Origin of the sequence: Pasteurella atlantica, from assembly GCF_963693435.1 — a bacterium.
Lineage (GTDB): Bacteria > Pseudomonadota > Gammaproteobacteria > Enterobacterales > Pasteurellaceae > Phocoenobacter > Phocoenobacter atlanticus.
In genome coordinates this window covers 2,182,047-2,208,888 of sequence record NZ_OY856306.1, presented here as the reverse complement: position 1 = coordinate 2,208,888, position 26,842 = coordinate 2,182,047, and the positions used below count along the sequence as shown (strand labels likewise).

Sequence of the window (26,842 nt, the reverse complement as noted above, 5' to 3'; positions counted from 1 at the left end):
CATAATTAAAGCATAAATTTTTTATAGAAAATAAAAATTTTTCTTGACATAGCATTCTAGACGTCTAGAATGCTATTCATTGATTTGTTTTTAGGGATACATAAAAATTATGATAAAGCTGAAAAATATAAGCAAAGAATTTAACGTAAAGGGAAAAATTCTTAAAGCTTTAGATAATGTTACTCTAGAGGTGCCACAAGGTACAATTTATGGTGTGATTGGTTCATCTGGAGCAGGGAAGAGTACGTTAATTCGTTGTGTGAATTTACTTGAGCGTCCAACAAGTGGGCAAATATTTGTTGGAAATAGAGAATTGACAGAATTAAAAGAAAAAGATCTTATTCTTGCTCGTCGTAAAATAGCAATGATTTTTCAACATTTTAATTTACTTTCATCTCGCACAGTATTTGATAATGTGGCATTGCCTTTGGAATTAAGTCATTTTTCTAAAAATCAAATTAAAGATAAAGTCAATGATCTATTAGAATTGGTGGGATTAGCAGATAAAAAAAATGCCTACCCAAGCAATTTATCTGGTGGGCAAAAACAGCGTGTGGCAATCGCTCGTGCATTAGCGAATGATCCAGAAGTATTATTATGTGATGAAGCAACCAGTGCTTTAGATCCTGCAACAACACAATCTATTTTGGCACTATTAAAAGAGATCAATAGCCGTTTAGGTTTAACTATTTTATTGATTACCCACGAAATGGAAGTCGTAAAACGTATTTGTGATCAAGTCGCAGTGATTGATAAAGGGCAATTAATTGAAACGGGTACTGTTAGTGAAATGTTTTCAAATCCTAAAACAGCATTGGCAAAACGCTTTATTGCATCAACTTTTCATAATGAGTTGCCACAAGAATATATTGATAGATTACACCCAAATCCAGATGATAAATCAGAGCCGATTATTCGTTTTGAATTTACAGGAAAATCTGTTGATGCTCCGTTATTATCACAAGTATCAAAACAATTTGGCATTGATTTTAGTATTTTGATGTCACAAATTGATTATGCAGGTGGAGTAAAATTTGGTTTTGTAATTGCTGAAGTCGTAGGAAAACACGAGAAAATTTTACAAGCCAAGGAATTTTTAAGAGAACATAATGTAAAAGTTGAGGTGCTAGGCTATGTGGAATGATTTTTTAAATGAACTTACACCCAAAATGTGGTCGTTGGTAGGTAGCTCAACCTTAGAAACGATTTATATGGGCTTTGCTTCAACATTTATTGCAATTATTGTTGGGTTACCTCTTGGTTTTTTCGCTTTTTTAACCAGTAAAAACCAAATTTTGGAAAATTTGACGTTTAACAGAATACTTGATGTCATTATTAATGTAGGGCGTTCAATTCCATTTATTATTTTGCTTGTTGTATTATTGCCTTTCACGCGTTGGATTGTACATACAACGCTTGGAACAACAGCAGCAATAGTGCCACTTAGTGTGGCTGCAATTCCATTTTTTGCTCGTTTAACCGCTAATTCATTGTTAGAAGTTCCAGCAGGATTAACTGAAGCAGCAAAATCAATGGGAGCAACAAATTGGCAGGTAGTAACAAAATTCTATTTGTCAGAGTCATTACCTAGCCTTATCAATGGTGTTACTTTAACTTTAGTTTCACTTATTGGTTATTCTGCAATGGCTGGGGTTGTTGGTGGTGGAGGTTTAGGTAACCTTGCTATCAGCTACGGAGAGCATAGAAATATGATCTACGTAAAATGGTTGGCAACAATCATTATCGTGTTAATCGTAATGATTAGTCAAAAATTAGGGGATCGCTTAGCAGAAAAAGTTGATCATCGATAATATAAATACAAACACAACATAAAACATCACGAGGAGAAATGAAATTATGAAAATTTCAAAAATTTTAGGTTTAACAGCATTAGTATCAGTTTTTGCATTAACGGCGTGTAATGATGAGAAAGCATCACAGCCAGCCCAAGAACAAGCAAATAAGATTAAAGTAGGAGTAATGTCAGGTCCTGAGCACGAAGTGGCAGAAGTCGCTGCTAAAGTTGCTAAAGAAAAATACAATTTAGAGGTAGAATTTGTATTATTTAATGATTACGCACTACCAAATACGGCAACGTCTAAGGGTGACTTGGATGCAAATGCCTTTCAACATAAGCCTTATTTAGATAAAGACTCTAAAGAAAAAGGATTAGATAATTTAGTGGCAGTAGGGAACACTTTTGTTTATCCATTAGCAGGTTATTCTAAAAAAATTAAAACCCTTGATGAATTAAAAGAAGGAGCCGTAATTACTGTACCAAACGATCCAAGTAATTTAGCTCGTGCGTTGATTTTATTAGAAAAGCAAGGCTTGATTAAATTAAAAGATAATACCAATTTATTTTCAACATCAAACGATATTGTTGAAAACCCTAAACATTTACAAATTAAAGAAGTGGATGCGTCTTTGGCGGCTCGTGCATTAGATGATGTAGATGTTGGTATTATCAATAGTGGTTATGCAACACAAATCGGCTTAAACGCACAAGATCACGGCGTGTTTGTTGAAGGTAAAGATTCACCTTACGTCAACCTTGTGGTTGCTCGTACTGATAACCAAAATAGTCAAGCAGTGCAAGATTTCGTAAAAGCATACCAAACTGAAGAAGTGTATAAAAAAGCACGTGAATTCTTTAAGGATGGTGTAGTAAAAGGTTGGAAGTAATCGTTTTTAAACATTGTACAATTTAGAAAATGCCCTTTAGATAGTCAATATTTAGAGGGCATTATTTTTTTAAGTATTATTTCAAAGGAATATTTTTTAATAACCGTATTAATAATTCCCAATAAATTGCAACTGCTGGAATATGTACTTTTTCATCAGGAGAATGAGGATGACGAATTGTTGGACCAATAGAAACCATATCAAGATTTGGATAGACTTGTTTTAAAAAACCACACTCAAAACCTGCGTGAACCACCTTGATTTTAGTTTCATAACCTAACAACTCATCATATACTTGTTTAGTAATTTGCGTAATTTTTGAATTCAAATCAGGTGTCCAACCTGCATAATCACCAAAATAATTAAGGTTTGATTCTGTTAATTCGGCTAATGATTGTAGTTTTCCTTTAACTTCATTTTTTCCTTCTTCAAATAAAGAACGAATTAAAATAATGGCAGAAAGATGATTTTGTTCTGTTTTCAAAACCCCAGTGCTAAGTGAGGTTTCAGTCACATTCTCAAATCGATCACTTTTACGAATTAACCCATCTGGTAATATATTTAAGGTATTAATTACTTTATGTGTCGTATTTTTAGTAAATATATCATCAGCGGGCTCAATTTTCTCAATTAAGAAAGTTAAATGAGGTTCTGTAATAGAGAGTGCTTTTTGTAAATTTTTTTCAATTTGCTGAATACAAGCGGTCACATTTTGGGAATTTTTTGCAAAAAATGTAATAGAAGTGACCGCCTCTCTTGGAATGGCATTGTGAACAGTTCCCCCTTTTATGTCAATGAGTTGAAACTCAACCTCTTGTTTTAACTCCATTAAAACCCGTGCCATTAATTTAATCGCACTGACTCTGCCCTTGTGGATATCAAACCCAGAATGTCCGCCTAGTAGTCCTTTAATGGTAATTTGGATTGCATCATCAAACTGATTTTTTTCTCGTTCGATTGGCATATCAAAGCTAACATTTGTCCCTTGTGCACAACCAATATAAATCTCTCCATTATCTTCAGTATCGGTATTAATCAAGATATCCCCTTGCAACCAATTTGGACGCAACATCATTGCCCCTTTCATTGAGGTTTCTTCCTCAACTGTCAATAAAACCTCTAAAACAGGATGTTCAATATCATTACTTTCCAATAAAGCCAAACAAGATGCCATACCAATACCATTATCAGCACCGAGTGTTGTCTCTTTTGCAGTTACCCATTCGCCATTAATATAAGGTTGAATAGGATCTGTCACAAAGTTATGCTCAATACCATCGTTAGCTTGTGGCACCATATCAAGATGAGCTTGTATGGTGACAGTTTGTCGATTTTCCATTCCTCTCGTTGCTGGTTTGCGAATAAGAATATTGCCCACTTCATCACGCTCAACAAAAAGGGATTGAGATTTTGCCCAATCTACAATGAAACAAGCTAATTGTTCTTCATAGTAAGAAGGATGAGGAATAGCACAGATTTTATCAAACCATTGCCATAATAGTGTAGGAGAAAGTGTTGAAATTTCAGTAGGTTGAAATGAATAGGACATAGTTAATTCTTTAATAACAAACTTATATTAACCTTTCCTCCTCTATGTTTATTTACCGATTACAGAGGAGGAGAAGTATTAAACTGATTTTTTTGCTTTTGGTAACGTGATTTTTTTATCATCACTTTCGCGATATAACACTAAAATGTGTCCAATAGTTTGCACATTTGTTGCTTTAGTTTCACGAACAATTGCATCAATAATCAATTTTTTGGTATCACGATCAGCACCAGCAACTTTCACTTTAATCAATTCGTGGTGGCTAAGTGCATTTTCAATTTCGGCTAAAACGCCTTCTGTTAATCCATTTCCACCTAGCATCACAACAGGGCTAAGGTGATGAGCGAGGCTTTTCAAATATTGTTTTTGTTTAGTTGTTAATGTAACTGACATTATAGGTATTCCTTTCAATTAAAAATTGGAATGAAAATAGCATAAATCATTGAAAATGTCAGGTGTATTTTTAATGATTTTTTTAAAGTAAATTTAGTATGAGCTGATTTATAGATAAAATTTGCAAAAAGTTTAAAGAATGTGACCGCTTGTTTTTATTCTTTAGTATAAAGCATTAAATATTCTGCAATTTTTGCCTGTTTTTCTTGCAGTCAAATACTCTTCTATAAATACAATATAGATATAAATTGGTATTCAGTATAAATTCAGTTATATTAATGTTAATGCAATCAGTTCTTGTTTGCATTTTTTAATTTATACGAGGTAAATTTATGCTGCAAGGAAGCGGTTCTGTTCAAAAGAGTAAACGACTAGCTAAGTTATTTTGTTGTTCTTTCTTCCCTTTCTCTATTGCCAATGTAATGGCTCAAGATATCCATTTAAATACTATTGAGGTAGTAGATTCTCTTAGTAATATTCAAACTAAGAATATTGCTGAAACTATCAAAACAGCTAAAATTCTTGAGAAACAGCAAATTTCAGATATTCGTGATTTAGTGAAATATGAAACGGGTATTACTGTTGTGGAAAAAGGGCGTATGGGGGAAAGTGGTTATGCAATACGTGGGGTAGATGAAAATCGAGTCAATATTACCATTGATGGTTTACAGCAGGCAGAAAATTTTTCTTCACAGGGTTTTAAGGAGTTATTTGAGGGTTATGGGAATTTTAATAATACTCGTAATGGGGTAGAAATTGAAAATATTAAAGAGGTTAGCCTTGTTAAAGGTGCCGATTCTACTAAAGTAGGAAGTGGTGCATTAGGTGGTTCTGTTATTTTTCAAACTAAAGATGCAAGAGACTTTTTAGTGAATAAAGATTTTTACTACAAATTTAAAACAGGGTATGCCTCTGCAAATAATCAAGATATGTTTTCACATACATTGGCAGGACGTTATAACAATTTTGATGCGTTAATTATTCGTACTGATAGGAAAGGAACAAATTTAGAAAACTTCGACTATAATAAGTTTTCAGATAAGGTTCAAGGTAAGTCAAGACAAAAAGCAGATCCTTATCATATCAAAAAATATAATACACTAATTAAACTTGGCTATAATCTCAATGACTTCAATCGCTTTACGCTGATGTTAGACGATGGTAACAAGACATCAAAAGGGCACGATTGGTCTTATACAATGAATTATAGCAATGATACTCGTCATACCAATGATAGTAGTCATCGCCGAAATCTTGCTTTTGCCTATGAAAATTATGACGCTAATCTATTTTGGGATAGTGCAAAAGTCACAGTATCAAATCAGAAAATTATTCAAAGGGCGCAAACAGATATTTATTGTGTGGGTAAAGACGATTGTAGTCGGACAGCTAATCCACTGAACATTCAATTAAAAGAGGGAAAAGTCGTTGATAAAGAAGGAAATTCTTTCAATATTAAACGGGTACCACAGTGGAAAAATGCAGGTAGTTATAGAGAACCAAACTATGTAAAAGACGAAACTGAAACAACTTTGGCATTAGTTAACGCGAAGGGGGAAGAGTATGATTATCCGTTAGAAGGTAGATTTAATACCCGAAATAATCAAAGTGATCATTGGTATCTATATAATAAAGAACACAAAGGTGAGGATATTTTACTAGATTGTTCGAAATTTGACTGTAATAGTAAGTTGAGATACTACCATATCAATGAAGAAGATGCCTTTGTTAACGAACGACACTATTTTGATCTTGATTTAAATAAACCTCACAGTAAAGTTGATGATGATAATACAGTACAACAGGGTTGGAATAAGGGTGATAAAATAAGAGTTAAAACTCAATTTGCGGTTGAGGATATCAAACAAGCTCAGGCTCACTATAAACGTATAAAAATGATGCAACAGCAATATTATTCTAAAAATAATAGTTGGGAGAATAAACCCTCACCTGATTATAACTTGATATTACCATCACGAGGTTATATTGGGGCAGACTGGAAAGATAGAAGGTTAAATACTTATACAAAACAAGTGAATGTTGATTTTGAAAAAGCGGTAAATATTAAAGCAACAGAGCATTTGTTTGCTTATGGTGGACACTTATCTAAGACGGATAAATCAATGGTAAATTATTCAGGTCAGCGATTAGTTGATGTGAAATGGTGGGCGTTAAACAGTTATTTTGATAAGATTGATGAAGATGGTACTCCTCTTTGTTCTTTAAATGGTTGGGGAGAAAAAGGTTCACCAAATTGTTATCGTCAAAATGAGGTGACTTCATTTTTAATTCCAGTGCAAGTAACAAATGGGGCATTATATTTTAAAGATAATATTCGAGTAAATGATTGGTTAAGTTTTGATGGCAGTTATCGTTATGATAAAGTTTCTTATAAACCCACTTATAAACAAGGTAAATCACCAGATATTCCATTAGGAATGTTTTTTAATGCTCATTATCAACTTGATTTGAAAAAGAAACCTGTTTGGGATAGAAGTAAATCTTGGGCTGAAAATATGGTTTTTCAGAATAAGTATAAGGATTATTATGAAAGTATGATGCCTAAAATTGAGGAAAATAAGAAAGCGAATAAAGAGTATATGACAGCTCAAAAACAATCTTTTAAGAATCATAGCTATGCCTTAGGTACGACAATAGATCCCACAGATTATTTACGTGTACAAGCAAAATTTTCGAAAGGATTTAGAGCACCTACTCCAGAGGAAATGTATTTTACTTTTGCACACCCAAGTTTTAATATTCGCCCCAATTTACGCTTAAAACCAGAAACTGCTGAAACGAAAGAATTAGCATTCACTTTGTATAAAGATCGTAGTTATATTACATTAAGTGGCTTTAGAACAGATTATAAAGATTTTCTAACTTTACAAAATCAAGGTGTATATGAAGCTCAAATTACCGGTATTGATAAAAATATTTATCAAAATATTAATCAACAAAGTGCTAAAGTAACTGGTATTGATATAACCACTAAATTGGCTTTAGGTGATTTCAGTCCCACATTAACAGGTGTGAGTTTTGGGTATAAATATACTTATCAAAAAGGAAAAATTAGTGGTACTAAACATACTTTTGAAGCTGGTGAGTATGGTAAAAATATTGTAAAAACAGAAACAGGTTATTACCCAATGAATGCTATTCAACCAAGTAAACACGTGGTTAGTTTAGGTTATATTTCATCTCAAGAAAGCTATGGTGTTGATTTGTATTTTACGCACAGTGCAGCTAAAAAAGCCAAAGATACTTATCATTCCTACCATAAAGAAGGTAATAGTCCTTTTGTTGAACCGAGAAGCCGTTCATATAATATTTTTGATTTAATCGGTTTTTATAAACCACTTAAAGGAATGACTATCCAAGCAGGTATTTATAATTTATTTAATAAAGACTATATGACTTGGGATAGTGCTCGTTCTATCAGAAGTTTTGGTACAACAAATATGATTTGTAGAAAAGAAAATCGTTCAGATGGTTGTAATAATGACAATCAAGGTATTGAGCGCTTTCACTCCCCAGAGCGCAATTTTAAACTTAATTTACAATACGAATTTTAGATAACGCATTGATTTAAAGTAAATAAATCCTTATTTAGCATTTGGTTAAATAAGGATTTTTATTTGTCTGTTGTAGTAGCAAAAATTTGCAAAAAGTTGACATAATCTGACCGCTTGTTTGTGTATATGCTCAATAGTAACTAAAAACTAAACAACATACTTCGGTGTACGTGGCATTTTAGTACGTACTTGGTGAATAACATTAGTAATTACACCAGCCACATTAATTTCATTCCAATGTTGAATTCTTAAATTAGGCTCTGAAGCATCTAATGAAAAAAGAATTTTCTTTTGCTTATCTTCATTAAAAAATTGGTAGAATTTATACTCATTGTCCTTTTCGATTACAACCATATCATTGATCTGAAAATCACAGTTTTCTTCCACAATAAGTACATCATTTAATTCAATTCCCCAAACCAATAAATTTGGGTTTTTAACCTGAATAAAAAAAGTATCAGTAGGGCGTTTAATACAAAGTGAATTGAGATCTAACTTTATTGAACGCTCTGTGTGAGTATCACGATATAGTGGCATTGGTTGATAAGGCAATGCCTTGGTAAGTTTTCTTAATTGAGCCATATTCATCTCCAAAACAAATAAACTGTGTTTTTATACAGGTATTTTACTGGTTAAAAACACAGTGTCAAGAAAAAAAGATCATTTTTTGAACCGTAAAAAGGTATTTTTTATATTTATTTGGTTATCTCTGTACGTAAATACTGTATTATAGAGAGTGAATTTTAACTTATGGAAATATAATTGATACAATTTAATCAACTTGGGTTATCTGCCCCAATCTTAAAAGCAGTGACTGAGCAAGGCTATGAAACCCCAACCCCAATTCAACAACAATCAATCCCAGCCGTGCTTTTGGGGAAAGATCTTATGGCCGCTGCTCAAACGGGTACAGGAAAAACGGCAGGGTTCACTCTTCCGATTTTAGAGATTTTATCTAAAGGACAATCAGCAAAGTCAAATCAAGCAAGAGCGTTAATTTTAACTCCAACTCGAGAGTTAGCGGCTCAAATAGCAGAAAATGTCAGTCTTTATGGGCAGTATTTATCACTTAAATCAGCCGTTGTTTTTGGCGGAGTAAAAATTAATCCTCAAATGCAAAAATTATGTAAAGGTGCAGATATTTTGGTTGCGACACCAGGACGATTACTCGATTTACATCAACAAAATGCTATTCATTTTGATCAATTAGAAATATTAGTATTAGATGAAGCTGATCGAATGTTAGATATGGGATTTATTCACGACATTAAGAGAATTATCAAACTATTACCACCTAAGCGTCAAAATTTATTATTTTCAGCAACATTTTCTGATGAAATCCGCACTCTTGCAAAAGGAATTATTCGAAATCCTGTTGAAATTTCGGTTTCACCAGAAAATACAACGGCAGAGAAAGTGAGCCAAGTGATTTACCCAGTGGATAAGAAAAGTAAACCAACATTACTGATCAAATTGATTAAAGATAATAATTGGGATCAAGTACTGGTTTTTACTCGTACCAAACACGGGGCAAATAAATTAACCAAGCAACTTGATAAAGAAAATATACCCGCGTCAGCTATTCACGGAAGCAAAAGCCAAGGTGCAAGAACGCGTGCATTAGCAGAATTTAAAGCAGGCGATATTCAAGTTTTGGTTGCAACAGATATTGCTGCCAGAGGAATTGATATTGATTTATTACCTCACGTTGTCAATTTTGATTTACCTAATGTCGCAGAAGATTACGTGCATCGTATTGGGAGAACAGGACGAGCAGGTTCATCAGGTAAGGCGGTATCATTAGTTTGTGCTGATGAGTTGGATGATTTAAAAGGGATAGAACGATTAATTCAACAAGTACTACCAAGAGAAATAATTAAAGGCTTTGAACCTCAAAATGCCTTAGCAACAACAGTATTAGATACACGTCCAATTAAAAAAAGACCAAAGAAAAACAAATTTAAATAATATAGCGGTGACATTTTGTTTAAAATTTGCAAATTCTGGCATACAGGACAAATGTAACGCAAAATGGCTAAATAATAACCATTTGTTTAGCCTTTGTTTTATTTTTTAATATTCTAAAATATCATTGATTAACGTTATCTTTTAGTATGACCAAATTTAGGCTTAAAACGTTTTTCTGAAGGTTGATCTTTCCTAAATGTTTTATTTTTACTTGATGCATTTTTATGTGGAGATTTTTTTTGTGATACTTTTTGATGAGAGACTTTATCAATCACATCACTTGTCTTTTTAGACGTGGCAACCAACTTGTTAATTTCTGCCATTTCTTTTGACGTCAACTCACGCCACTCGCCTGTTTTTAATCGGTCTAAACTGACATTCATAATACGCACACGTTTTAGTCTTTGTACTTCATAGCCTAAATATTCACACATTCTACGGATTTGTCTATTTAATCCTTGAATAAGGATAATTTTAAATACTCGATCACTGATTTTTTCCACTTTACATTTTTTGGTTACCGTTCCCAAAATAGGAATACCATTCGCCATTCTTTGAATAAATCTATCGTTAATCGGTTTATCTACTGTAACAATATACTCTTTTTCGTGATTATTTCCTGCACGCAAAATTTTATTGACAATATCCCCATCATTGGTTAAAAAAATTAATCCTTCCGAAGGTTTATCTAAGCGACCAATAGGAAATAAACGTTGAGGATGACCAACAAAATTGACAATATTTTTTTGTTCTTTACTGTCCGTTGTACAAACGATACCAACAGGTTTATTTACCGCAATATAAATTGTTTTTGGTTTTGCTCTTAAAGGCTTTCCGTCGATTTTTACCACATCACCTTCAAAGACACGATTACCTAATTGTGTTTTTTTTCCATTAATGGTCACACGCCCTTGCTCGATAAACTTTTCCGCTTCTCTGCGAGAGCATATTCCCGTGCTACTGATATATTTGTTTAAATTTATTGATTCTCTGTTCTGTTCCATAATAAAAAATAAGCTAGAAATAATTTAATGCCGAGAATAATAGCATATTACCTCTTTTTATGTGTGGTCTATTTATGAATATTCTTTTGCAATTTTGGTAAATTCTTTCCAAAGGGTAACCGCTTTATTGAAGATAAAAAATGCGATAAGGATCGCAAAAATAGAAAAATTATCTTTTTAGCGTTTAGCTATACTGTAACAAATAGAATTCAGCATAATTGGAGGTCACAAATTGTGACCTCAAAATTTAAAACTAAGGATAATTTGATGAATGAAATCACAGAATATTTTGATATTAAATCAAAAATTTACACAATTAGAGAGAAGCAGGTGATGTTAGATAGAGATTTGGCATTGCTTTATGGTGTTGAAACAAGAACATTTAATCAAGCCGTTAAGAGAAATATAAAAAGATTTCCTGCTGATTTTATGTTTCAATTAAATGAACAGGAATTTGAAAATTGGAGATCACAATTTGTGATCTCCAATTCGGATAAAATGGGACTACGATATATACCCTATGCTTTTACCGAGCAGGGAGTATCAATGCTTAGTGCCATTTTAAAGAGTGAAACAGCTATCAATATAAGTGTTAAAATTATTAGAGAATTTGTACAAATGCGTCAAACTATTTCTAATAATCAGTTATTGTTACAACAATTAGAAATACTAGAAAAAAGACAAGTTACGTTTGAAATCACAACCGATAGTAAATTTAATCAACTTTTCAAAGCCCTAGAAAGCAAAGATCACCTTCAACAACAAGGCATTTTCTTTAATGGTCAAATTTTTGACGCCCATAAATTTGTCTCTGATCTAATCCGCAAGGCACAAAATAATATCGTTTTAATTGATAACTATATTGATGATTCAACCTTAACCCTTTTTCAGAAAAACCAAAATATAAGCGTAACTATTTACACTCATTCAATCAGCAAAACCTTAAAACTTGATTTAGAAAAATATAATCAGCAATATAAAAAGATAGCGATTAAACGCAATAAAAATTTTCACGATAGATTTTTAATTATTGATGATAAAGAAATCTATCTTATCGGTGCCAGTTTAAAAGATTTAGGTAAAAAAGTGTTTGGGTTTTCGTTGTTAAAAGATATTGATGTAAATTTTTATAAAAAAATGACTGCTTAAACTATAAAAACTTAAAGTTGAAAATTGCGACCTTGAGATTTAAAAATAAGGATAATCTAATGAATAAAATAACTGAACACTTTGATATTAAATCAAAAATTTACACAATTAGAAATAAACAAGTGATGTTAGATAGAGATTTAGCGTTGCTGTATAACGTAGAAAATAGAGCTTTAAAACAAGCGGTAAAAAGAAATATAGAGAAATTCCCTGATGATTTTATGTTTATTTTAACTGAAAATGAAGTTGATTTAATGGTATCACAAAATGTGATACCTTCAAGACAGCATTTAGGAGGAAGTTTACCTTATGCCTTTACTGAGCAAGGTGTATCAATGCTCAGTTCAGTGTTAAAAAGTAAAATAGCCACTCAAATAAGTATTAGTATTTTTCGTGCTTTTATTCAAATGAGAAAATTTATTTCTCAAAATGAAACTATTTTCAAACGCATCGAAACACTAGAACAGAGTCAGCTTATAACCAATACCAATATAGATAAAATATTCAAAGCATTAGAAAGTAAAGACCATATCCAGCAACAAGGTATTTTCTTTAATGGTCAAATTTTTGATGCTCATAAATTTGTATCTGATTTAATTAGAAAAGCACAAAAAGAGATTGTATTAATTGATAACTATATTGATGATTCAACTTTAACGCTTTTTCAGAAAAACCAAAACGTAAGTGTAACTATTTACACTCATTCAATCAGCAAAACCATAAAACTCGATTTAGAGAAATATAATCAACAATACAAAAAGATAGAAGTTAAAATTAACAAAAATTTTCACGATAGATTTTTAATTATTGATGATAAAGAAGTCTACCTTATCGGTGCAAGTTTAAAAGATTTAGGTAAAAAAGTGTTTGGGTTTTCGTTGTTAAAAGATATTGATGTAAATTTTTATAAAAAAATGACCGCTTAAATAGTTAAGATTTTCGTAATTCTTTTAATAAATCCACGAAAAGAGCTTTTTGTTTTGGGGTAAGTTCTTGCCAGTGGCGATCGAGTTCATCGCTGTTCCATTCTGATTTTTCCATACAACCTGAAAAGAAATAGCTGATAGGTGTTTTTAAAAAAGTTGCTATTGCGACTAAATGAGAAAGATTGATTTTATTTGTCCCCCTTTCATAGCGGGAAAGTTGTGGCTGTGAAATATCAACATATTCTGATAGGCGATCAGCTGAATATCCTAATTCTTTACGTTTTTGTTGTATCTTCTGCCCAATAAACCTATCAATTTCTGTTGTTTTCATCTTTGCCATTTTAAAGCCACTTTTAAATTTATGCCTATATTGCATATTTTTCGCTATTTTTAATCTTGATAAAAGAACCATAAGAGCATAAAATCACACATAAGTATTCATTTAATGTCATTCATAATGAGTACGAAAAATTTTTTGTATAAAAATTGTAAGAAATAGAAAGATTATGGCTCAAAAATGTCCGAAATGTGGTTATGAAGGGGAAAGTTCTACAAAGAAACCGTAGGCAATGCAGCAAAAGGGGCTGCAGCAGGTGCAACGGTTGGTTCTCTTGTTCCTATCGTTGGAACAGCTATCGATGCTGGAATTGGTGGTTTTCTTGGATTATTTGATAGTACGACATACGTTTGCAAAAAATGTCATCATCAATGGAAAGGATAATCTAAAATAGAATATTAGAATAGATCTATATTTTTATAGATCTATTCTTTTTTTTTCTAAAACGCCCTAATCAAATTCAAAATCCTTTTATCTGAAATAGGATTCGGTGTACCTAACTGTTGGGCAAATAAACTTACTCTTAACTCCTCAATCATATGGAGAATTTCTAAATTTTCTCTTATTTTATCTCTTTTGTAATAAAAGAAAACCCACTTAAAATTAGTGGGTTTTTCATTAAGTTAATGAATACAATAATTATGCTTTCTGCATTTTTGATCCTACAAAACCAATAATTGCACCTACAATTGCAAACGGAAGCCATTCCATTGAATAAGCCTTAAGTGGTAAATGTTCTACAATTCCAACCCCCATTACTGATAGAATTGAAACAACGGTAACTAATACAATAGGTAACCCTTTTGCTAGTTTTGGCAATGGTACGACTAAATTAACAAGAAGAAGTAACATCGCTGTCATTGAGATTGGATAAAGTACCAATAATACAGGGATTGACTTACTAATCACTGCATTTAATCCTTGATTTGCCAAACCGAAACCGATAAGAGTAAATAAAATTGCATAGTTACGATAAGAGACTTTTTCAAACACGCTATGGAAGTATGATGACGTTGCCACCACTAAACCAATTGATGTTGTTAAACAAGCTAAAGTAACAATTAAACCAAGCAAGCTTCTACCTAAAAGACCAAAAGATTCTGTTGCCGCAGTATTTAAAATAAATACACCCAAATTTTGCCCTTTAGCTGCAACTTCGGTAATAGTTTCTGGACTTAATGGCATCTTATTACCAATCCAACCAATTGAGATATAAATAATTCCCAATGCTACCGCAGCAATGATACTTGCCATTGTTGCTTGTGTAGTTAAATTTGCCCCTTTTTTACTTTTTGCCTTAATTGCATTCATTACTACTACAGAAAATGCAAAAGCAGCTAATGCATCCATTGTTTGATAACCTTCAAGGAAACCATCAACTAAAGGTGTTTTCATTGCCGTTGTCGTATGAACCACTTCATTTCCAATTAAAATACTTGTCATTCTAAGTACTAATGCAATAATTGAAACTAAAAGAACAGGTGTTAAAATTGCACCAATACGATCAACCATTTTAGTTGGATTTAAGCTTACCCATAATGTAATACCAAAATAAGCAAGAGTGAATACAAAAAGAGAGATAGGATCAGTTTCACCAATAAATGGAATTACCGCCATATCAAATGCTGTCGCTGCCGTACGAGGAATCGCAAAAAATGGACCAATCGTTAAATAAATTGCTCCCAAAAGTAATAATGAAATCCAAGGATGAATATCTTCTAATGCTTTTTTATACCCCCCTTTGTAATGTGTAGCGACTAAAATACCTAATAAAGGTAAGCCTACTCCTGTTACCACAAAACCAATAATTGCAGGCCAAAACGCTATACCACTATCAAATCCCAATTTAGGTGGAAAAATTAGGTTTCCTGCTCCAAAAAAAATGGCGAAGAGCATAAAACCAACAACAAACGTATTCTTATTCATATAAAAAACCTCTCACAAAATAAATTAAGGGGATACTCTAACATAAAAGAATTGTTTTCTCTAAACCAAAATAATTTATGATTTAACAAGGAAAAATGCTATATTTTGAATGTTCGTGTCATTCAAAGCTATTTATCATAAAAAAAACTTATGATAAATAGCAATCGAAACGAGTGGCAAAAAAGCAGAGAAAATGATAAAACTAAACAGTAATCTTAATAGCAAGAGGAATAAACAATGGTAAACACAAAAAAATCAAGTTACCTTTCTATTTTTGGCATTATTTTAGCTATTGGCTTAATGGCATCTGCATTTATTTTAGGTAATCAATTTAAAAACTTACGTGAAACAGGTGTGATTACAGTAAAGGGCTTAGCAGAAGCAGAGCATAAAGCAACGATTGGTACGTGGAAAGTCCGTATTTATGGTTGGGGCGAAACCTATGCTGATGCAATGAAAGACAATCAATATAACTTAAATCAAGCAGTTCACTTTTTGGAAAAAAAGGGTTTCTTAGAGAAAGATCGAGAAATTACCGATTTATCCGTATCGGAACGCATTGAATATTACACCGATGACAATGGCAAAAGTCAACAGCGTTATAATGGTTTTGATGCAACTCGTAATATTATTATTTCAACCAAAGATTTGTTCAGCTTGCAAAGGGCATTAGTTGAAATACAACAATTGAGAGCAGATAATCAAGCCATTAGTTTTGATAGTCCTGATTACTATCTTGAAAATTTAGAGCAAATTAAAAGAGAGCTTATTGCGAAAGCAACCAAAGATGCTTATGTCAGAGCCAAAGAGTTTGCACAAACCAGTGGTGTGAGTGTTGGTGTGTTAAAATCTGCTTCACAGGGATCATTTAACATCAAATCCACTCGTCCAGGTGATGACAACAGTGATTATGGCGGCAGTTATGATACCTCAACCATTGATAAGAAAGTACGTTTAGTGGTAACCATTAAATATGCCATTGATGGCTAAATGAAGCGGTGAGATGTAAGTTGAAATTTGCAAATTTTTAATGAAATCTTACCGCTTGTGTTGGTAGATGGATTGAGTTAATTATTAAATTGTGTAGAATAACAAGATTATTATTTTTAAATGATTATTTTTATTTTAAGGTTATCCAATGAGCAATGAAAGTTTAACAGCAGAAACAGAAAAAAGAGCAAATTTTATTACCCATATCATTGATGAAGATTTAGCGTCAGGCAAACATACTCAAGTTCATACTCGTTTTCCACCAGAACCAAACGGTTATTTACATATCGGTCACGCAAAATCGATCTGCTTAAACTTTGGGCTTGCTCAAGATTATAAAGGATTATGTAACCTACGTTTTGATGACACCAACCCAACCAAAGAAGATGTGGAATACGTGGATTCAATCAAGCAAGACGTTGAATGGTTAGGCTTTAAATGGGAAGGCGAACCACATTATGCGTCAGATTATTTTGATGCCCTTTATGGTTATGCGATTGAATTGATTGAAAAAGGGTTAGCTTATGTTGATGAGTTATCGCCTGATGAAATGCGTGAATATCGTGGTACATTAACCGAAGCGGGTAAAAATAGCCCATACCGTGATCGCACGGTAGAAGAAAATTTAGCCTTATTTGAAAAAATGAAAAACGGCGAATTTGCCGAAGGTAAAGCGTGTTTACGTGCCAAAGTAGATATGGCATCGCCATTTATGGTTATGCGTGATCCTGTGCTTTATCGTGTGAAATTTGCAACACACCACCAAACAGGCGATAAATGGTGCATTTATCCAATGTACGATTTTACCCACTGTATTTCTGATGCGATTGAGCGAATTACACACTCAATTTGTACCCTTGAATTCCAAGACAACCGCCGTATTTATGACTGGGTGTTAGAAAATATTTCAATTGAAAGACCGTTACCTCATCAGTACGAATTTTCTCGTTTGAATTTAGAAGGTACGCTAACTTCAAAACGTAAATTATTAAAATTAGTGGAAGATAAAATCGTAGACGGTTGGGACGATCCTCGTATGCCAACGATTTCAGGCTTACGTCGTCGTGGTTATACCCCTGCTTCATTGCGTGAATTCTGCCACCGTATCGGTGTCACAAAACAAGATAATGTGGTGGAATACAGTGCGTTAGAAGCTTGTATCCGTGATGATTTAAACACCAACGCACCACGTGCAATGGCAGTTATCAACCCTGTTAAAGTCATTATTGAAAACTTTGACGGCGATGAAGAAATCTTAAATGCACCAAACCACCCACAAAATGAAGAAATGGGTAGCCGTGAAGTGCCATTCGGACGTGAGCTTTATATTGATGAAGCAGACTTCCGTGAAGAAGCAAACAAAAAATATAAACGCTTAGTGTTAGGTAAAGAAGTGCGTTTACGTAATGCGTATGTGATTAAAGCAGAGCGTGTAGAAAAAGATGAGAATGGCAACATCACTACCATTTTCTGTACTTACGATCCTGAAACCTTAGGCAAAAATCCAGCAGACGGTCGCAAAGTGAAAGGCGTAATCCACTGGGTAAGTGCAACCAACAACAAACCAGCAGAATTTAGAGTTTACAATCGCTTATTTACCGTACCAAATCCAGGTGCAGAAGAAGATGTAGAAGCAGTTTTAAACCCTGAATCATTAGTAGTAAAAAATGGTTTTGTTGAAAAATCATTAGCGGACACAAAAGTAGGCGTAGGTTATCAGTTTGAGCGTGAAGGTTACTACTGCTTAGACAGCAAAGATAGCTCACAAGATCACTTAGTCTTTAACTTAACAGTGAGCTTAAAAGAAGGATTTTAGTCATCAGTTTGATAATAGGGTAATTTATCTTTATAGGTATTAAATCAGAGGGGAAAAATGCAATATAAAAATACATTGTTAGGGTTATTGTTGGTGGGAGTAATAACCTTGCTCTCTTCTTTGTTAGCAGACACGACATTTTTTATACAAGCTCATTTTTCTGCTTTAACTTTGGCAATTATTATGGGTATTTTAATTGGCAACACCTTATTTTCAAAAATAGAATCCTACACCAATCAAGGTGTAATATTAGCAAAAGGTACATTGTTACGAGCAGGGATTGTATTATATGGCTTTAAAATCACGCTAACAGATATTAATTCTGTAGGCATAAATGCCATAACAAGTGATGCGATTATGCTGATCAGTACCTTTTTTATTACTCTATGGATTGGTCTTTATCTACTTAAAATGGATAAACAAATTGTGCAACTTACCGCAACAGGTTGTAGTATTTGTGGTGCTGCGGCGATAATGGCAGCAGAGCCGGTGGTGAAAGCAGAATCTCATAAAGTTGCGGTAGCCATTGCGGTGATTGTCATTTTTGGCACAATCAGTATGTTCTTATACCCAATAATGTATCCCTATTTGGCGGAGTATTTATCCCAACACCAATTTGGTATTTATATCGGTTCATCGGTTCACGAAGTTGCACAAGTATATGCGGCAGGGGAGAATATTAATTCTGTGGTCGCTGATAATGCCGTGATTACTAAAATGATCCGCGTAATGATGCTTGCCCCTTTCTTATTTGGGTTATCTTATTTTTTAAGTAAAGAAAATAGCCAAAATAAATTAATTATTCCTTGGTTTGCGGTGTATTTTATTGGTGTCGGCATTTTCAACTCTTTCGGATTATTACCCCAATATCTCGTGGATAAATTGATTTTATTAGATAATATTTTACTGATGATGGCAATGTCAGCGCTTGGCTTAACTACTCGTATAGAAGCTGTAAAACAGGCAGGGGTAAAACCCTTTATTTTAGGTTCACTTGTTTTGATATGGCTTGTGGTGGGTGGATTTATGGTAAATGTGATGATGCAGAATATCTGGTAAGTAAGCGGTGACTTTCTTTCAAAAATTTGCAAAAAGTTTGTTGTAAGTCACCGCTTGAATATCTGTTAAATTCTATTTTATGAATACCATTATTCAATAATCCTTTAATCACTTAGAAATAAAAATGCAAAAACACCCACTATTTCAACAAAATATAGCGTTACTTAATGAATTTCATACCTTTGAGAAAAAAATTATCGAGCTTTCTCATATAATGCAAATTGCATTAAAAGATTATCAAATTGATCATATTGCAGTGCGAGTAAATCAGCTTGAAACAGCGGAATTATGGCTTGAACAACTGCTTAAATGTGGTGAAGTGATGAGTGATAATGTGGTAAATGGACGACCGATTTATATTATAAAATTAAATGAGCCATTAATAATGGTCAATCAAAAGGTGAATGTTATCGAACTTCCTTTTCCAAAAGGTAAAACCTATTCCGTAGAAAACTGGGAACATATTGAAATAGTGATGCCTTTTGCGGAAAATGAAACTACGCAACAATGGTGTGAACGTATTCAAACAACTTTTTTATGGCATCAAAATAATAAGTTGAAAGTAAAAATAAGTGAACCCAAAGTCGAAGGGGAGCAATTACCCAATCCCTCTATTGCAGTCAGTTTAGTAAATTCAAAAGAAAATCACACCTGTATTAAAGTTCATCCTTATACCCTTGAAAAGATAATTGAATAAAATACAAGCGGTCACTTGTGGTTAAAAATTTGCAAAAAATTATAAGAAAATAACCGCTCATAACCTTGTATAGCAAATTAACTTAAGTGATAAAATATTCATTACAATCCATAGATTTTTTTATTATTGAACAATAAATAATGAAAGTTCTTTTGCATTTTCATTATTAGGATTTAATCTTAAAGCAATCTCACAATTTTCTTTCGCTGATTCAATATCTCCCATACAAAAATTTGATGCAGCAATTCCATAAAAAACGTCATCATTATTTTTTTCAATTTCATTAGCTTTTTGATAAAATTTAAGTGAAGTAGAGTAATCTTCTAGATAATAAGAAAGAGCAGCTATATTGAAACAAGCTTTAAAATGATTTGGGTTTACTTTTAAAATTTCTTTAAGATTAAAAATAGCCCTTTGATATTCTTCTAAGTAATCAAAACAAATAAATTGTTTATATAAACTGTTCTCTACATCAAAGTTTTCTTCAATACATTTTTCAAATGCTAAAATAGATTTGTCAAAAATATTATTTTCTAATAATTCAATACCAAGATTAAAAACTTCTTCTACTCGTTTTGAAGACAGTATTTTCAGAAAGTCTTCATCAGAAATTATGGGTTTTGTTTTATCCGTACTCCCCATATCCCAACCATCAAAGCATTCAACAGAGTATTTTTCTGCAAGTTTATTGAAAGTGGTAAGTTGATCAATCAAGCTACTAATTGAATGGGTTTCTTCTTTTTCAATATGCAAAATAAAATTACCATCTTCGCATTCAGAATTACTAACAAATAAATAGCCTTTTTCAACTAATAAAGTTTTAAAATGATTTAACTTTGTTTTGCTTTTATCTATAAAAAAATATCCATATAAAAATGGCATTTTTGTATTAACACCTTGCAATTGAAGAACCTTAAAAATTCTTTCAATATTTTCTTTTCTTATTTCCATAATTTAATTTCCATTTATTTACTAAATTGTATTCGAATCGGTAATCTAAATTCTGCTGTCACAGGTTTATTATTGTTCATTGCAGGTTTAATTGGGGGTAATCGTTTTAAAATATCAACGATATCTTGCTTCATTATCTCAGGTTTGACAGAAGTTATTTTTACAATCCCAGTTTTCTCAATATTAAAGAATACAGTTATTTTTATAGGCTCTTCCTTATCACTAGCATAACTTTTTAATGTATCACTGTATTTATAAATATGTTGAGATATTTTAGTCTGAAAGCATCGTTTTAGTTGTTCTTTTCCATACTGTTCACAACCTGAATATATAGGTGGAGAATGGTTGTCTTTTATTGGTGAATATGCAGTTTCTTTTATGGTACAAGAGGTGAGTAATAAGCAAAATAATAATTTTAACGGTTTCATTTTATTCCTCTAAATTTGAGTTTTAACCACAAAGTAAATATATCTAGTCTTACACCTATTGATTATTTAGTAAATAGGTACTGTTAGATCATATGTTTAAGGAAAGTACAATTCTTCCCTTATCCTTGGTCACCAATATGTGTTTTATAAGCAAGCAATGTATTTTGCATTAACATTGCGACTGTCATTAAACCTACACCACCAGGAACAGGAGTAATAAAACTCGCCTTTTGTGAAGCGGTTTCAAATTCAATATCTCCAACTAGTTTATTATTTTCTAAACGATTAATGCCAACATCAAAGACCATTGCCCCCTCTTTTATCCATTCACCAGAGATAAATTCAGGTTTTCCTACGGCAACAACTAAAATATCAGCTTGTTTTATATACTGCTCTAAATTTTCAGTAAAACGATGAGTGACAGTAGTTGTGCAACCAGCAAGGAGAAACTCCATTGCCATTGGACGACCAACAATATTTGATGCTCCTACGATTACTGCGTGCTTCCCTTTAATATCTTGTCCAATATATTCAATTATTTTCATTACGCCATAAGGTGTACAAGGACGTAAAGTAGGCATTCGTTGACATAATCGACCTATATTGTAAGGGTGAAAACCATCGACATCCTTTGTGGGTAAGATTGCTTCAATAATTTTAGTGGAATTAATATGTTTGGGTAGAGGGAGTTGAACAAGAATACCATCAACATTATCGTCATTATTGAGTTGTGAAAGTAAAGTTAATAACTCCAATTCAGAGGAGGAGGCAGGTAAATCATAAGATTGAGATAAAATACCTAACTCTTCACAGCTTTTACGTTTACTTTTTACATAAATTTGTGAAGCAGGATCACACCCAACTAAAATAACCGCGAGACAAGGCGGACGGTTGCCTTGTTTGATATAACCATCGATTTGTTTTGCAATTTTTTGTTTGATTTTAGAAGCAACTATTTTTCCTGAAATAATTTGAGCTGTCATTGGGCACCTTGTTTTAATATTACTTAACGCATTCTCTCAAAAAATAGAGACTTTGATAAGTAATAAATATAAAAATGGATAAATATCAAGCGACTAATAAGGAATTAATAAAAAAGGATTGACTGATTTTAATCTGAAACTATAATACTGTCCATTGTCGGCGAGTAGCGCAGCTTGGTAGCGCAACTGGTTTGGGACCAGTGGGTCGTAGGTTCGAATCCTATCTCGCCGACCATTTCTCCTATTTAATGCGCCCTTAGCTCAGTTGGATAGAGCAACGGCCTTCTAAGCCGTAGGTCATTGGTTCGAATCCAATAGGGCGTGCCATTTCTATATTATCTTCATTATTTTTGCAAATTTTCACTAAAATGTAACCGCTATGGTGTCTTATAATTTGGAAAGTGGAGTAATAATAAAGACGTTGTCAATAACAACGCCTTTACGTTAAAAATGCTATTTATAGACTAAGCAACGACTAATAACTCTGTTCCTGCAATCACCACAATTAAACCCACAACCATTGGTACTGAAATACGTTTTACTACTTCAAATGGTGACAGTTTTGCCATTCCTGACACCGCAACAACTACGCCAGATACTGGTGATAAGCTACGTCCAATATTCGAAGCTTGAAGCATTGGAATGGTTAAATAAGCAGGGTTAATTCCCATTTGCACCGCTAAACGAGGAATAAGCTCCACGAATGCATAGAAAGGTGCATTACCAGAACCTGTTGCAATCGCAGCAAGAGCTGTAATAAGGGCAAGGGTAATCATCATTAAGAAACCACCGCTACCCATTGATTGAACGGATGTAATTAGGGTTTTAATAAAGCCAACCGTACTTAACCCTTGAGCAAAAACGCCTGCTGCCACTAAGAGCATTACCACACCAGAAAAAGCATCTGCCATTCCTTTATACGCCATTTCTAAGTTTTCATATACAAATTTAGCACTAAAAGTACGGATAAAATCTAAGATAGCGACTAAGATAAAACATAAAATGATAATAGTCACAATATGTAATTTAGGTGCAAATGTCCCATCAAAAAGTAATACCCCAATAATTGGCGTGAAAGGTAATAATGCGTAGAATGGAGGTACTTTAGTTTCAATTTCTGAGACTTCTAACTGCTCTGCTACAAATCCTTCTTTACGATCTAAATAACGTTGCCAAAAGAAGTGAGCAACGGCAATAGAAAGAATAGAAATCACTGAAATTGGTAAGGTAAAGCTAAATGCAAACTCCGTTAATGGCATTTTAGATACTTCTGCTGCTAACACAACATCACCAGAGGTTGGTGAAAGAATAATAGCGGCTGGAGAGGCGCAGATTGATGCTGCCGCACCTCGTGAAATTCCCACATTTACCATAATTGGGAATAAAGTTGCCATTAATAATACTCCTAACCCTGTTGCAGAAGGAACCGCAAAAGACATCAAGCAGGCTAAGAAATAGGCAACAACCATTAAAAGATAAGGCGAGTTGATGTATTTCAATGGGCGAGATGCAATTTTTACCACCATATCATTTGCCCCTAAATGGGTCATATAAGCAGCAAAACCACAAAGTACCATAATTAACATTCCTAAGCCACCACCACGATGCATCAGTAAATATTTAACATATTCAATCACATCTAAATAAAGCGTACCTGTTGATTTCCCTGCTGGCATAATTTCTTTGCCCATTATGACACTCGCTAATAACAGTAAAATCCCTACTGTCATTAACACCCCTGTTGCAGAGTAGCCTTTCACAACATAGTAGCTCACTGCAACAATTGCAATTAAACCTATAATAAGATCCATATTAAACCTCTACTTTGTATTAATTGGGAAATTAAAATTTTATTTTTCTAATATGCCGATTAGCACAAGATAAATACTATCATAATCACACTACTTATCTTGTTGAATAATCAATAAAAATCACTATTTTTTAATTTATTATGACGTAGTTCACAGTATTTATTAACAACTCGAAAACATCTAAAACCAATATTTAACAAAATTAAATTTTATACACTATTTTTATATCAGATTATATTTTTAAAAAGTAAAAAAGAGTATAATTTGCAAAAAATGATACAAATCTAACCGCTAACAAACACAATATAAGGAAACTATTATGGCAATTTTAGTCACTGGTGGGGCAGGCTACATTGGTTCACATACCGTTGTTGAACTGTTAAATCAAAATAAAGAGATTATCATTTTAGATAATTTATCTAACTCTTCAGAAATATCCTTAGACCGAATTAAACAAATTACAGGGAAATCGGTTAATTTTTATAAAGGTGATATTTTAGATCGTTCAATGTTACGTCAAATTTTTACTGAAAATAAAATTGATTCTGTTATTCACTTTGCAGGACTAAAAGCAGTCGGAGAAAGCGTTCAAAAGCCGTTACACTATTATCAAAATAATGTGACAGGCTCAATTACGCTGGTTGAAGAGATGCTTAAAGCAAATGTGAACACCCTTGTGTTTAGTTCTTCTGCAACGGTTTATGGCGATCCAACAGTTGTGCCAATTACAGAAGAGAGTGAGGTTGGCGGTACAACTAATCCTTATGGCACTTCAAAATATATGGTAGAGCGTATTTTACAAGACACTGCTAAGGCATACCCACAGTTTAGTGCAATTATTTTACGCTATTTTAACCCAGTGGGTGCACACGAGAGTGGTTTAATTGGCGAAGACCCAAATGGTATCCCAAATAATCTCTTACCTTTTATCAGCCAAGTAGCTGTAGGGAAATTACAGCAATTAGCTGTATTTGGTGATGATTATAATACGCCTGATGGTACAGGTGTACGTGATTATATTCACGTAGTTGATTTAGCGATAGGACATTTAAAAGCATTACAAAAGCATCATAATGATGCAGGTTGTCATATTTATAATTTAGGTACAGGGACGGGTTATTCCGTATTAGATATGGTAAACGCTTTTGAACAAACCAATAATATCCAAGTACCTTATAAAATTGCCCCTCGCCGGGCAGGAGATATTGCTACTTGTTATTCTGATCCTAAAAAAGCGTTAGAGCAATTAGGGTGGAAAACAGCACGAGATCTAAATCAAATGATGAAAGATACGTGGAATTGGCAAAAAAATAATCCAAATGGGTATAGTGTTTAATTTAAGAAATAATAACTTAGATAAGAGTAAAAACAAGTTGTATGTATAAATTTAGTATTTTTTATATGGTGTTGCGATATTACGAGTAAATGTTACAAAAACGTATATAAATTCTCTTGTTATATGAATAGATATCCAGTAAATTTTTCTATCCACATAAGTTGTGGATAACTCTGTGGAATACTTTCCTAAAAAGATTTTTGAGCTTGGTATAATCAGGGTTTGTCACGATCTTACTTAGATTGATTGCAAAATGACTTGTTTTTATAAATCAATAAGTTACAAAATTTCTAGTCTTTTTAATAAAAAAAATTAAAAATTTTTTCTATTAAAAACTTGACTTTTTTAACCTGTGCAAAACTATTTTTCAAAACAAGCATTTAGATAACTTTTTAAACAACTATAAGTAAATTTAAATTCTTGATTTAATAGTCGTGTTGGATAAATGGGTTGATTATCTAATAGTAATTGTGAGCGTTCACCCAGTATTAATTTAAGTAATAATTGAGGAACATTAAAAAATGCAGGGCGACGTAGTTGTTGAGCCAGTTGCTGATTAAATTCAGCTTGAGTAATGATTTGTGGAGCAACTAAATTAAAGGCACCTGAGCATTGTGGATTTTCAAGTAAAAATAATATAGCTTGAATATGATCTTCAAGACTTATCCAGCCCCAGTGTTGTTTTCCGTTACCTATTTTTCCACCTAATCCTAAACGATAAATAGGTAAGATACGTTTGAGAATTCCCCCTTGTGGTGAAAGAACTAAACCTGTACGAATTAAGCATAGACGAGTTTTTGTATTTTTGACTGATGATGTCACCGCTTCCCATTGTTGACAAAGTTGTGCTGTGAAAGAATGTCCACAAGCGGTATCTTCATCTGCTTTTTTTACCAATTTATTGACAATATCACCATAAAAACCAGTAGCCGATCCTGAAATAAAAATAGCTGGAGGAGGGTCACTTTTATTAATTAATGCTACAAGCTGCTCAGTCATTTTGATACGGCTATTGAGTAAAACTTCTTTTTGTTTTTTTGTCCAATATTTATCAAAAATAGGTTCGCCAGCTAAATTAATGATTGCATCAAAATGATTGAAATTTTTAATGTCAGAAAGATTTTTGCAAAAAGTAACAGGAATGTGCCCGCTTAAATTTTTTCTGGTAAGAATTGTGATGGAATGTCCTTTTGATAACAGAAGCTTAGTAAGGGCTGTTCCAATAAATCCAGTACCTCCTGTCATAAAAATATTCATTA

Annotated in this window: 24 protein-coding genes, 2 tRNA genes and 1 pseudogene; 14 read left to right on the top strand and 13 right to left on the bottom strand. The window is 33.0% G+C overall.

Going from position 1 to position 26,842, the window contains the following annotated elements; translation table 11 throughout:
• The first annotated feature begins 109 nt into the window (after window positions 1-109).
• Genes metN through U9966_RS10100 form a run of 3 tightly spaced genes read left to right on the top strand, consistent with a single transcriptional unit; the run spans window position 110 to window position 2,685 of the window.
• Window positions 110-1,144: a methionine ABC transporter ATP-binding protein MetN gene (metN, locus tag U9966_RS10110; RefSeq protein ID WP_306346442.1), complete on the top strand. Its 1,035-nt coding sequence runs from the start codon at window positions 110-112 to the stop codon at window positions 1,142-1,144.
• Window positions 1,134-1,811 (top strand): methionine ABC transporter permease, encoded by a 678-nt coding sequence (locus tag U9966_RS10105; protein ID WP_306346441.1) that lies wholly within the window; start codon window positions 1,134-1,136, stop codon window positions 1,809-1,811. The genes metN and U9966_RS10105 overlap by 11 nt, the downstream gene beginning before the upstream one ends.
• A gap of 46 nt (window positions 1,812-1,857) precedes the next feature.
• The gene (locus U9966_RS10100) at window positions 1,858-2,685 is read left to right on the top strand and encodes a MetQ/NlpA family lipoprotein (RefSeq protein WP_306346440.1); all 828 of its coding nucleotides are present in this window, start codon (window positions 1,858-1,860) and stop codon (window positions 2,683-2,685) included.
• 76 nt (window positions 2,686-2,761) lie between these two features.
• Here the strand turns inward: U9966_RS10100 and U9966_RS10095 are convergent, their stop codons facing one another.
• Together U9966_RS10095 and yhbY are read right to left on the bottom strand one after the other, a co-directional pair.
• Window positions 2,762-4,234, bottom strand: coding sequence for an aminoacyl-histidine dipeptidase (locus tag U9966_RS10095; RefSeq protein ID WP_306346439.1), 1,473 nt, complete (start codon window positions 4,232-4,234; stop codon window positions 2,762-2,764).
• Window positions 4,235-4,312: 78 nt separating this feature from the next.
• Window positions 4,313-4,627: a ribosome assembly RNA-binding protein YhbY gene (gene yhbY, locus U9966_RS10090; protein WP_211599428.1), complete on the bottom strand. Its 315-nt coding sequence runs from the start codon at window positions 4,625-4,627 to the stop codon at window positions 4,313-4,315.
• Window positions 4,628-4,959: 332 nt separating this feature from the next.
• Between yhbY and U9966_RS10085 the strand changes: the two genes are divergently transcribed.
• Window positions 4,960-8,202 carry a TonB-dependent receptor domain-containing protein gene (locus U9966_RS10085; RefSeq protein ID WP_306346438.1) on the top strand — a complete coding sequence of 1,081 codons (3,243 nt, stop codon included), beginning with the start codon at window positions 4,960-4,962 and terminating at the stop codon, window positions 8,200-8,202.
• Between the two features lie 147 nt (window positions 8,203-8,349).
• Here U9966_RS10085 and U9966_RS10080 read toward each other — a convergent pair whose 3' ends face one another.
• Entirely contained in the window at window positions 8,350-8,784 is a 435-nt protein-coding gene (locus tag U9966_RS10080; RefSeq protein ID WP_306346437.1) for a LexA family protein, read from the bottom strand.
• A 180-nt stretch (window positions 8,785-8,964) separates the two neighbouring features.
• Between U9966_RS10080 and U9966_RS10075 the strand changes: the two genes are divergently transcribed.
• Window positions 8,965-10,170 (top strand): DEAD/DEAH box helicase, encoded by a 1,206-nt coding sequence (locus U9966_RS10075; protein WP_306346436.1) that lies wholly within the window; start codon window positions 8,965-8,967, stop codon window positions 10,168-10,170.
• Window positions 10,171-10,304: 134 nt separating this feature from the next.
• Here U9966_RS10075 and rluF read toward each other — a convergent pair whose 3' ends face one another.
• Window positions 10,305-11,174 carry a 23S rRNA pseudouridine(2604) synthase RluF gene (rluF, locus tag U9966_RS10070; protein ID WP_306346435.1) on the bottom strand — a complete coding sequence of 290 codons (870 nt, stop codon included), beginning with the start codon at window positions 11,172-11,174 and terminating at the stop codon, window positions 10,305-10,307.
• Between the two features lie 267 nt (window positions 11,175-11,441).
• On the opposite strand from rluF, the gene U9966_RS10065 reads away from it, so the two are divergent.
• Together U9966_RS10065 and U9966_RS10060 are read left to right on the top strand one after the other, a co-directional pair.
• On the top strand, window positions 11,442-12,323 hold the full coding sequence (locus tag U9966_RS10065) for an ORF6N domain-containing protein (protein ID WP_306346434.1): 882 nt from the start codon (window positions 11,442-11,444) through the stop codon (window positions 12,321-12,323).
• A gap of 59 nt (window positions 12,324-12,382) precedes the next feature.
• Window positions 12,383-13,249, top strand: coding sequence for an ORF6N domain-containing protein (locus tag U9966_RS10060; RefSeq protein ID WP_306346433.1), 867 nt, complete (start codon window positions 12,383-12,385; stop codon window positions 13,247-13,249).
• A gap of 4 nt (window positions 13,250-13,253) precedes the next feature.
• Here the strand turns inward: U9966_RS10060 and U9966_RS10055 are convergent, their stop codons facing one another.
• From U9966_RS10055 to brnQ, 4 genes and pseudogenes are all read right to left on the bottom strand, one after another.
• Window positions 13,254-13,589, bottom strand: coding sequence for a helix-turn-helix domain-containing protein (locus tag U9966_RS10055; RefSeq protein ID WP_306346432.1), 336 nt, complete (start codon window positions 13,587-13,589; stop codon window positions 13,254-13,256).
• Window positions 13,590-13,798: 209 nt separating this feature from the next.
• Complete coding sequence (locus U9966_RS10050; RefSeq protein WP_306346431.1) at window positions 13,799-13,942, bottom strand: hypothetical protein; 144 nt, start codon at window positions 13,940-13,942, stop codon at window positions 13,799-13,801.
• 84 nt (window positions 13,943-14,026) lie between these two features.
• Window positions 14,027-14,146, bottom strand: a pseudogene (locus tag U9966_RS10260) (DUF3418 domain-containing protein); the annotation flags it as partial.
• Window positions 14,147-14,225: 79 nt separating this feature from the next.
• Window positions 14,226-15,512, bottom strand: a complete 1,287-nt coding sequence (gene brnQ / locus U9966_RS10045) for a branched-chain amino acid transport system II carrier protein (protein WP_306346430.1) — start codon at window positions 15,510-15,512, stop codon at window positions 14,226-14,228.
• 237 nt (window positions 15,513-15,749) lie between these two features.
• On the opposite strand from brnQ, the gene U9966_RS10040 reads away from it, so the two are divergent.
• The 4 genes from U9966_RS10040 (at window position 15,750) to U9966_RS10025 (ending at window position 20,074) form a co-directional block, all read left to right on the top strand.
• Window positions 15,750-16,502 (top strand): SIMPL domain-containing protein, encoded by a 753-nt coding sequence (locus U9966_RS10040; RefSeq protein WP_306346429.1) that lies wholly within the window; start codon window positions 15,750-15,752, stop codon window positions 16,500-16,502.
• A 148-nt stretch (window positions 16,503-16,650) separates the two neighbouring features.
• The gene (glnS, locus tag U9966_RS10035) at window positions 16,651-18,318 is read left to right on the top strand and encodes a glutamine--tRNA ligase (protein ID WP_306346428.1); all 1,668 of its coding nucleotides are present in this window, start codon (window positions 16,651-16,653) and stop codon (window positions 18,316-18,318) included.
• Between the two features lie 57 nt (window positions 18,319-18,375).
• Window positions 18,376-19,377, top strand: a complete 1,002-nt coding sequence (locus tag U9966_RS10030) for a YeiH family putative sulfate export transporter (protein WP_306346427.1) — start codon at window positions 18,376-18,378, stop codon at window positions 19,375-19,377.
• 124 nt (window positions 19,378-19,501) lie between these two features.
• Window positions 19,502-20,074, top strand: coding sequence for a VOC family protein (locus tag U9966_RS10025; protein WP_306346426.1), 573 nt, complete (start codon window positions 19,502-19,504; stop codon window positions 20,072-20,074).
• A 123-nt stretch (window positions 20,075-20,197) separates the two neighbouring features.
• Here the strand turns inward: U9966_RS10025 and U9966_RS10020 are convergent, their stop codons facing one another.
• From U9966_RS10020 to folD, 3 genes are all read right to left on the bottom strand, one after another.
• On the bottom strand, window positions 20,198-21,025 hold the full coding sequence (locus U9966_RS10020; RefSeq protein WP_306346425.1) for a ribonuclease E inhibitor RraB: 828 nt from the start codon (window positions 21,023-21,025) through the stop codon (window positions 20,198-20,200).
• Between the two features lie 14 nt (window positions 21,026-21,039).
• The gene (locus U9966_RS10015) at window positions 21,040-21,453 is read right to left on the bottom strand and encodes a hypothetical protein (RefSeq protein WP_306346424.1); all 414 of its coding nucleotides are present in this window, start codon (window positions 21,451-21,453) and stop codon (window positions 21,040-21,042) included.
• A gap of 119 nt (window positions 21,454-21,572) precedes the next feature.
• Complete coding sequence (gene folD / locus U9966_RS10010; RefSeq protein ID WP_306346423.1) at window positions 21,573-22,436, bottom strand: bifunctional methylenetetrahydrofolate dehydrogenase/methenyltetrahydrofolate cyclohydrolase FolD; 864 nt, start codon at window positions 22,434-22,436, stop codon at window positions 21,573-21,575.
• 158 nt (window positions 22,437-22,594) lie between these two features.
• On the opposite strand from folD, the gene U9966_RS10005 reads away from it, so the two are divergent.
• Window positions 22,595-22,671, top strand: a tRNA-Pro gene (locus U9966_RS10005).
• A gap of 15 nt (window positions 22,672-22,686) precedes the next feature.
• Window positions 22,687-22,763, top strand: a tRNA-Arg gene (locus tag U9966_RS10000).
• A gap of 137 nt (window positions 22,764-22,900) precedes the next feature.
• Here U9966_RS10000 and dcuC read toward each other — a convergent pair.
• Window positions 22,901-24,247 carry an anaerobic C4-dicarboxylate transporter DcuC gene (dcuC, locus tag U9966_RS09995; RefSeq protein WP_306346422.1) on the bottom strand — a complete coding sequence of 449 codons (1,347 nt, stop codon included), beginning with the start codon at window positions 24,245-24,247 and terminating at the stop codon, window positions 22,901-22,903.
• 319 nt (window positions 24,248-24,566) lie between these two features.
• Between dcuC and galE the strand changes: the two genes are divergently transcribed.
• On the top strand, window positions 24,567-25,583 hold the full coding sequence (gene galE / locus U9966_RS09990) for a UDP-glucose 4-epimerase GalE (protein WP_306346421.1): 1,017 nt from the start codon (window positions 24,567-24,569) through the stop codon (window positions 25,581-25,583).
• Between the two features lie 360 nt (window positions 25,584-25,943).
• On the opposite strand, the gene U9966_RS09985 is transcribed toward galE, so the two are convergent.
• Window positions 25,944-26,840 carry a TIGR01777 family oxidoreductase gene (locus U9966_RS09985; protein WP_306346420.1) on the bottom strand — a complete coding sequence of 299 codons (897 nt, stop codon included), beginning with the start codon at window positions 26,838-26,840 and terminating at the stop codon, window positions 25,944-25,946.
• Between the last annotated feature and the right edge of the window lie 2 nt (window positions 26,841-26,842).

Coding starts and splice junctions, on each gene's coding strand:
- rluF (WP_306346435.1), bottom strand. CDS start 11,174: ATGGAACAGAACAGAGAATCAATAAATTTAAACAAATATATCAGTAGC.
- U9966_RS09985 (WP_306346420.1), bottom strand. CDS start 26,840: ATGAATATTTTTATGACAGGAGGTACTGGATTTATTGGAACAGCCCTT.
- U9966_RS10080 (WP_306346437.1), bottom strand. CDS start 8,784: ATGGCTCAATTAAGAAAACTTACCAAGGCATTGCCTTATCAACCAATG.
- U9966_RS10105 (WP_306346441.1), top strand. CDS start 1,134: ATGTGGAATGATTTTTTAAATGAACTTACACCCAAAATGTGGTCGTTG.
- dcuC (WP_306346422.1), bottom strand. CDS start 24,247: ATGGATCTTATTATAGGTTTAATTGCAATTGTTGCAGTGAGCTACTAT.
- U9966_RS10095 (WP_306346439.1), bottom strand. CDS start 4,234: ATGTCCTATTCATTTCAACCTACTGAAATTTCAACACTTTCTCCTACA.
- galE (WP_306346421.1), top strand. CDS start 24,567: ATGGCAATTTTAGTCACTGGTGGGGCAGGCTACATTGGTTCACATACC.
- U9966_RS10020 (WP_306346425.1), bottom strand. CDS start 21,025: ATGGAAATAAGAAAAGAAAATATTGAAAGAATTTTTAAGGTTCTTCAA.
- U9966_RS10055 (WP_306346432.1), bottom strand. CDS start 13,589: ATGGCAAAGATGAAAACAACAGAAATTGATAGGTTTATTGGGCAGAAG.
- glnS (WP_306346428.1), top strand. CDS start 16,651: ATGAGCAATGAAAGTTTAACAGCAGAAACAGAAAAAAGAGCAAATTTT.
- U9966_RS10040 (WP_306346429.1), top strand. CDS start 15,750: ATGGTAAACACAAAAAAATCAAGTTACCTTTCTATTTTTGGCATTATT.
- U9966_RS10065 (WP_306346434.1), top strand. CDS start 11,442: ATGAATGAAATCACAGAATATTTTGATATTAAATCAAAAATTTACACA.
- metN (WP_306346442.1), top strand. CDS start 110: ATGATAAAGCTGAAAAATATAAGCAAAGAATTTAACGTAAAGGGAAAA.
- yhbY (WP_211599428.1), bottom strand. CDS start 4,627: ATGTCAGTTACATTAACAACTAAACAAAAACAATATTTGAAAAGCCTC.
- folD (WP_306346423.1), bottom strand. CDS start 22,436: ATGACAGCTCAAATTATTTCAGGAAAAATAGTTGCTTCTAAAATCAAA.
- U9966_RS10025 (WP_306346426.1), top strand. CDS start 19,502: ATGCAAAAACACCCACTATTTCAACAAAATATAGCGTTACTTAATGAA.
- U9966_RS10060 (WP_306346433.1), top strand. CDS start 12,383: ATGAATAAAATAACTGAACACTTTGATATTAAATCAAAAATTTACACA.
- U9966_RS10100 (WP_306346440.1), top strand. CDS start 1,858: ATGAAAATTTCAAAAATTTTAGGTTTAACAGCATTAGTATCAGTTTTT.
- brnQ (WP_306346430.1), bottom strand. CDS start 15,512: ATGAATAAGAATACGTTTGTTGTTGGTTTTATGCTCTTCGCCATTTTT.
- U9966_RS10015 (WP_306346424.1), bottom strand. CDS start 21,453: ATGAAACCGTTAAAATTATTATTTTGCTTATTACTCACCTCTTGTACC.
- U9966_RS10085 (WP_306346438.1), top strand. CDS start 4,960: ATGCTGCAAGGAAGCGGTTCTGTTCAAAAGAGTAAACGACTAGCTAAG.
- U9966_RS10030 (WP_306346427.1), top strand. CDS start 18,376: ATGCAATATAAAAATACATTGTTAGGGTTATTGTTGGTGGGAGTAATA.